This window comes from Stenotrophomonas sp. STEN240 (assembly GCF_056756175.1).
Genome location: NZ_JBRRBO010000040.1, coordinates 33,573 through 40,039 on the forward strand (window position 1 = coordinate 33,573; position 6,467 = coordinate 40,039).

A 6,467-nucleotide genomic window follows, 5' to 3' on the forward strand; every position below is an offset into this window, starting at 1 on the left:
CAGGCGAACCAGCCCCTATTCTCGGGGTAGCAGCCCTTGCCACTCAACCCATGATTCAGCCGAAGACCTGCGGGCGGTCAGGCAACTCGTTGCGCTGACGCCCCGCCGGATCAGGCGGAAAGTGTGCTCCCAGCAGCTGCGAGACCTCATCCACCGCCGCCAACACCGCCGCCTCCTGGCTGTTTCCGTTCAGCTGCTGACGCAGGTGGTCGCAGATCAGTTGCCATTGCGCGGCATCCACCCGTGCCTGCAGGCCACGGTCGGCCACGATCTCGATGGCATGGTCGGCCAGCAACAGGTAGATCAGCACGCCGTTGTTGGCCTCGGTATCCCAGGTGCGCAACAAGGCGAATGCATGTTCGGCCCGGGCACGCGCGGTGGTGCCCTTCCACAGCAAGGCCAACGGCAGATCGGATTCCACCGCGAACATCACCTGCCCGCCGTGCAGGCGCTCACCTTCGGCAATGGCATGGGCGATCCGGTCCAGGCTGGCTTCCGGGAATGCGGCATGCGCGGAGGGAGCAAAGAAATGTCGTAACCAGCGCATCACCAGCTCCCCGAGGCGCCACCGCCTCCCGAACGTCCACCACCACCGCCCCAACCACCGCCTCCGCCGAAGCCGCCTCCGCCACCAAAGCCACCGCTACCACCGAAGCCGCCTCCGCCGCCCCAGCCACCGCCGCTGGCAAAACCACCGCTGGAGCCTTTGCCCAGCGACAACAGGAAGGCAACCAGCGCGGCAATACCACCGCCAACCACCGACAGCAGCAGCCAACCGGCAGCGCCGGCAATCAGCCCGGAGACCACGCCACGTATCGGCCGCGGCAGCTTGGCCAACAGCATGCGCATGAAGGTGGAAGCAAACACACCGATCATGATCGCGAAGAAGAAGATCGAATCACCACTCCCGCCGCCACCATCGCGGTTGCTGCTGACCGGCGTCGGCAGCTCCTCGCCATCGATGATCTTGACCAGCACCGCGCTGGCGGCGGTGATGCCGCCGGCGTAGTCGTTCTGGCGGAAATGCGGCACCAGGTATTCCTGGATCACCCGGTTGGCAATGGCATCGGGGATGGCACCTTCCAGTCCGTAGCCGGGTTCGATCCGCACCCGCCGGTCATCCTTGGCCACCAGCAGCAACACGCCATCATCCACGCCCTTGCGGCCTATCGCCCACTGGTCGAAGACGCGGGTGCTGTACTGGGCGATGTCCTCGGGCTGGGTGGTCGGCACGATCAGCACCTGCAGCTGCGCACCCTTGCGCTGCTGCAGGGCCAGGGCCTGCTGCTCCAGCGCCTGCTTCTGCGCCGCATCGAGGGTGCCGGTGGTATCGACCACGGGCGAATCCAGCGGCGGGATCGGCGCCAGTTGCTGGGCCTGCAACGCACCCGCCCAGCCCAGGCCGAGCAGGCATAGCAACAGGCCAAAGCGCTGCAGCATCGCGCTCATCGCGCGCGGCTCACTGTGCCGGTGCGGGCTGCGGCGGCGTCTGCTGCGGCGCGGCCGGCTGGGTACCGAAGCTCACGGTCGGCGGCTGGGCGATCTGCGCCTCGTTGTCGACGGTGAAGTTGGGCTTGGCCGCATAGCCGAACATCTTGGCGGTGATCACCTGCGGGAACGAGCGGATGTAGGTGTTGTAGTCCTGCACCAGCTGGATATAGCGGCCACGCGCCACGGTGATGCGGTTCTCGGTGCCTTCCAGCTGCGCCTGCAGGTCACGGAAGTTCTGGTCCGACTTCAGCGTAGGGTAGTTCTCGCTGACCACCAACAGCCGCGACAGCGCGCTGCCCAGCTCGCCCTGCGCCTGCTGGAACTGCTTGAGCGAATCGGCATCGTCGGCATTGACCTGGATCTGCCCGACCTTGGAACGGGCATTGGTGACCTCGGTCAGCACCTGCCGTTCCTGCTGGGCATAGCCCTGCACGGTATTGACCAGGTTGGGAATCAGGTCGGCACGGCGCTTGTACTGGTTGACCACCTCGGACCAGCCGGCCTTGACCGCCTCGTCCTTCTGCTGGATGGCGTTGTAGCCACAGCCGGAAATGGAAATCACCGCGATGACAAGCAACATCAGGCGAAGGTACTGGCGCATGGGTCGGACCCTGGATGGCGGGAGTGCCGAGCATGCCACGTTGCCTGTTCAAGGTATGCAAAGACTGGGGCCGGCAGCGCCCCCGGGCTCCCGGTTGTGGGAGCGGCGTAAGCCGCGAAGCTGACCATGCTCGGCCCGCTGGCAATTGTGGCAACCGGCGATGTGCCAGCTTCGCGGCTGACGCCGCTCCTGCAAAACCACCCGCTTCGCGGCTTATGCCGCTCCCACAAAAAAAAGACAAAGGGCCGGCATAGCCGGCCCTTTGGGTCCTGTCATCGGCCGACGCTGCCGGCCAATCAAGCGCTTACCAGTTGTCCGAGCCCGGCACGTGGTGAGCCTTGGCGTTGCGGCGCATCAGCAGGTTCAGCCATTCCACCAGGATCGAGAAACCCATCGCCGCATAGATGTAGGGCTTGGGCACGTGCACGTCCAGACCATCCAGCACCAGCACCGCGCCCACCATCAGGATGAAGGCCAGCGCCAGCAGCTTCACGGTCGGGTTGGCATCGATGAAACGCCCCAGCGGGTTGGCCGCAAGCAGCATCACCGCTACCGACAACAACACCGCGCAGACCATCACCGGGACATGCGAGGCAATGCCAACGGCAGTGATCACCGAGTCCAGCGAGAACACGATGTCGATCACCGCGATCTGCGCGATCACCATGCCGAACGATGACGCCACCTTGGTCGTGGTGGGGTCTTCATCTTCGCCACCGGTAACCAGCTCGCGGATTTCCTTGATGCCCTTGTACAGCAGGAACAAGCCACCCACGATCAGCACCAGGTCACGGATTGAAATGCCCATGCCGGCCACGTTGAAGAGGTTTTTCTCCATGTGCGCCAGGTAGGCCAGCGAGATCAGCAGCATGATGCGGGTGATACAGGCCACCGCGATGCCGACCCTACGCGCCACCGGGCGCTTTTCCTCGGGCAGGCGGCCAACCGCGATGGAGATGAAGACCAGGTTGTCGATACCGAGCACGATTTCCAGCGCGCTGAGCATGAACAGGGTGACCCACACGTTCGGGTCGGCAAGAAACTCAAAAGACATGCGATCAATCCTTCAATAAAGCCATTACGTCAGTGCCACCCGGCGGCTGACTTGTCAAAAAAAGCGCGGCAGCAGAATCAGGCCCCAGCACAGCAACACGTTCATCATCAGCACGAACACCGCCGCCGAGCCCATGTCCTTGGCGCGTCCGGCCAGCACGTGGTACTCCGGGCCATAGCGTTCGATCACCGCCTCGATGGCCGAATTGGCCAGCTCCATGGCGATCACCAGCAGCATCGAGCCGATCAGCAGTACCTGTTCCACCGGGCCGTGGCCCAGCCACAGCGCCAGCGGTGCCAGTACGACGAACAGGCAGACTTCCAGCCGGAACGAGGATTCATGCAGCCATGCCGCGCACAGGCCCTGCCAGGACCACTTGGCGGCTTTGAAGATGCGCGCGGGGCCGCGCGGCATATGCCCGGTCTGGTCAGCCATGCCACACCTTGCCAGCTGCCCGATCACGGCCGAACGACAGCTTGGAGCCTGAATAAGCCCTCATGGAATGACACCGGTAGCGTGAGATTAGCCGCCAATTTTGCCACATCTGGCTTTTGCTTTCCGCCGCCCCGCCCCGCCATGGCCTCAGCGATAGTGCACGGTGGCCGTGGTGCCCTGCCCTTCGACGCTGTCCAGCGCAATCCGCCAGCCGCAGCGGTCACACAGCCGGCGCACGATTGGCAGGCCCAGGCCCACCCCCTGCTGGCGGCCGTCGTCGACCCGGTAGAAGGGTTCGAAGATGCGCGCCAGCGTCTCGTGGCTCATGCCGATGCCGGTATCGCGGACCACCACCTGCTCGGGCGTCACCCGCACTTCCACCTCGCCGGCGTCGGTATACAGGCAGGCGTTGCGCAGCAGGTTGGCCACCACCACATGCATGACCCGCGGCGGCGCCATCAGCATCGGGTTGCCTTCGACCAGCACCCGCAGCTGCACCGGCTTGCCCTGCAGCAGTTCCTCTACGTTGGCGGCTTCGTAGCGCACCACCTCGCCGACATCGAACAGCTCCGACTGCGGCTCGACATCCACTTCGCGCGCCAGCAACAGGAAGGCGTCGATCACCGCCTCCATGTCGCGCCCCGCCCGCTGGATACGCTGCAGGCTGCGCTGCAGCCGCGGGGTCAGGCCGGAATCGGCCAGGGCCATGTCACTGGCCATGCGGATCACAGTCAGCGGGGTGCGCAGTTCGTGACTGGCGTCGCGGGTGAAATTGCGCTCGCGGGCAACGTGATCGGTGACCTTGCCGGCCATGCGATGCAGGGCCAGCGCGAGTTGCCGGGTCTCGCCCTGCACTTCGGGCGGCAGGCGCTCAGGCGCCAGCTCGGCGGCGTCGGGATGGCGCGGGTCCCAAAGCGACACCCTGCGCGCCAGCCAACTGACCGGCGCCACCAGCCGCCAGGAAGCGCGATAGGTCAGCCAGGACACCGCATGGATGGCCAGCAAGATCAGCAGGACGCCGAACCAGAACACCACCCGATGTGCCGGTGAACGCTGGAACACCAGGTAAAGGCGTTCCCCTGCCTGCTGGTCCACCAGCACCAATTCATCGGAAGACGGCAGCTCATGGAAGCCCGGTGCCAGCGCGCGCAGCGGCTCGGGCACCGCCGCTGGAGCTGGTGCCGCCGCCGGTGCCTGCCCGGCAGGCTGCAGATAGCCACGGATGTTGTGGGTATTGGGCGGGGCCAGGTCCGGGACCAGGGCGCGCTGCTGCCAGTAGTACTCCGCCTCCTTGTGCAGGAGGGCATTGAGCAGGCCGTACTTGAGCACCAGCGCCATCAGATAGCCGCCCAGCAGCACAGCCAGACTCGCCAGCAGCGCCTGCACGATGAATGCCTTCCTGATCTTGCGCGGTAAACCGTACGGCATGCGCCCCCCTCGAAGCCCGCGTGATTATAGGGACTGAACCGGCGCTGCCGCAGTAATACCTGGCATGAAAAAACCGCCGCGACTCATGTTCTGCGGCGGTTTTTCCACATCCAGCCACCCCTCACGCGGCTGCCGATCAGCCCATTGACTGGCCGATGTCGGCAATGCGGTAGCCCGCGCTCTGCACGGTGTGCAGCAAGGGTCGGTCAAACGGCTTGTCGATGATCTTGCGCAGGTTGTACAGATGGCTGCGCAACGTGTCCGAGTCCGGCAAGCCGTTGCCCCAGATCTCGCGTTCGATCTCCTGCCGGGTCACCACCCGTGGCGATTCGCGCATCAGGATGGTCAACAAGCGCAGGCCAATCGGCGAGAGCTGCAGTTCGCTGCCGGCGCGGGTGGCGCGCATGCTGACCGGGTCCAGCACCAGATCGGCCACTTTCAGCACCTCGGCGCCTACCTGGCGGCGCTCACGCCGGATCAACGCACGCAGCCTGGCCTCAAGCTCCTGGATCGCGAACGGTTTGGTCAGGTAGTCATCGGCGCCGTAACCCAGACCGGTGAGCTTGTCGTCCAGGGTGTCACGCGCGGTGAGCATCAGCACCGGGGTGGACTTGCGGGCTTCGTTGCGCAGGCGCCGGCACACTTCGATGCCGTCCAGTCGCGGCAGCATCAAGTCCAGCACCACAACGTCGTAACTGTTCTCGGCGGCGAGCCGGTAGCCATCAAGGCCATCGGCTGCGTAATCCACCTCGAACCCCTTGCCTTCCAGATATTCGCCAATCATCTCGGAAATGTTGCGGTTGTCCTCGACGACCAGTACCAATCCGGACGATTCCTTTGTCTGTCGCATGGAGCCTCCTTAGTCTTCAGCTTTGTGAAAGATGCCGCACTGCTGGTGGATTCCGTGTGAAGACGCGTATCAGCCATGAAAGTGGTTGCGCCTGTAACTTATTGGCCTGGCTGACAGTTCTGCTACGCCCAGGCCTATGCTAACGGCCCGCATCGATGAAACTGGATATGGTCGCCCCGTCCTTTACCGCCTATCTGTACCCGGTACTGCTGCTGGTTGCCAGCAACGTGTTCATGACCGTGGCCTGGTATGGCCACCTGAAGTTCAAGACCGCGCCGCTGATGACAGTGATCCTGATCAGCTGGGGCATCGCTTTCTTCGAGTACTGCCTGCAGGTGCCTGGCAACCGCATGGGCAGCGCGGTGTACTCGGCGCCGCAGCTCAAGGGCGTGCAGGAAGTGATTACCCTGGTGGTGTTCGCAGTGTTTTCTGCCACCTATCTGGGGCAACCACTGAAGTGGAACCACTGGGCAGCGTTCGCGCTGATCCTGCTGGCCGCCCTGCTGATGTTCAAGGAATAAAGCAGGCCATGTGGGAGCGGGGGGGGGCGCCCGCCGCGCACAAAACAAATAGGGGCGGTGGGGGGGGGCCGCAACGAGATAAGCGGC

8 protein-coding genes are annotated in these 6,467 nt (G+C 64.4%); 1 reads left to right on the forward strand and 7 read right to left on the reverse strand.

What is annotated here, in order from left to right; translation table 11 throughout:
* Positions 1–55: 55 nt before the first annotated feature.
* From ACVOKO_RS15285 to ACVOKO_RS15315, 7 genes are all read right to left on the reverse strand, one after another.
* Positions 56–547 carry a TPM domain-containing protein gene (locus ACVOKO_RS15285; protein WP_346499744.1) on the reverse strand — a complete coding sequence of 164 codons (492 nt, stop codon included), beginning with the start codon at positions 545–547 and terminating at the stop codon, positions 56–58.
* A complete protein-coding gene (locus ACVOKO_RS15290; RefSeq protein WP_346499745.1) occupies positions 547–1,449 on the reverse strand; it encodes a TPM domain-containing protein in 903 nt (300 codons plus the stop codon). The genes ACVOKO_RS15285 and ACVOKO_RS15290 overlap by 1 nt, the downstream gene beginning before the upstream one ends.
* A gap of 10 nt (positions 1,450–1,459) precedes the next feature.
* Positions 1,460–2,092, reverse strand: coding sequence for a LemA family protein (locus ACVOKO_RS15295; RefSeq protein WP_346499746.1), 633 nt, complete (start codon positions 2,090–2,092; stop codon positions 1,460–1,462).
* A 304-nt stretch (positions 2,093–2,396) separates the two neighbouring features.
* Complete coding sequence (locus tag ACVOKO_RS15300) at positions 2,397–3,146, reverse strand: TerC family protein (RefSeq protein ID WP_346499747.1); 750 nt, start codon at positions 3,144–3,146, stop codon at positions 2,397–2,399.
* A 54-nt stretch (positions 3,147–3,200) separates the two neighbouring features.
* The gene (locus ACVOKO_RS15305; protein WP_346499748.1) at positions 3,201–3,581 is read right to left on the reverse strand and encodes a diacylglycerol kinase; all 381 of its coding nucleotides are present in this window, start codon (positions 3,579–3,581) and stop codon (positions 3,201–3,203) included.
* 147 nt (positions 3,582–3,728) lie between these two features.
* Complete coding sequence (locus ACVOKO_RS15310; RefSeq protein WP_346499749.1) at positions 3,729–5,009, reverse strand: sensor histidine kinase; 1,281 nt, start codon at positions 5,007–5,009, stop codon at positions 3,729–3,731.
* A 136-nt stretch (positions 5,010–5,145) separates the two neighbouring features.
* Complete coding sequence (locus ACVOKO_RS15315; RefSeq protein WP_057630720.1) at positions 5,146–5,859, reverse strand: response regulator transcription factor; 714 nt, start codon at positions 5,857–5,859, stop codon at positions 5,146–5,148.
* A gap of 167 nt (positions 5,860–6,026) precedes the next feature.
* Here ACVOKO_RS15315 and ACVOKO_RS15320 point away from each other — a divergent pair, with 167 nt between their 5' ends.
* Positions 6,027–6,380, forward strand: coding sequence for a DMT family protein (locus ACVOKO_RS15320; protein ID WP_346499752.1), 354 nt, complete (start codon positions 6,027–6,029; stop codon positions 6,378–6,380).
* Positions 6,381–6,467 lie beyond the last annotated feature (87 nt).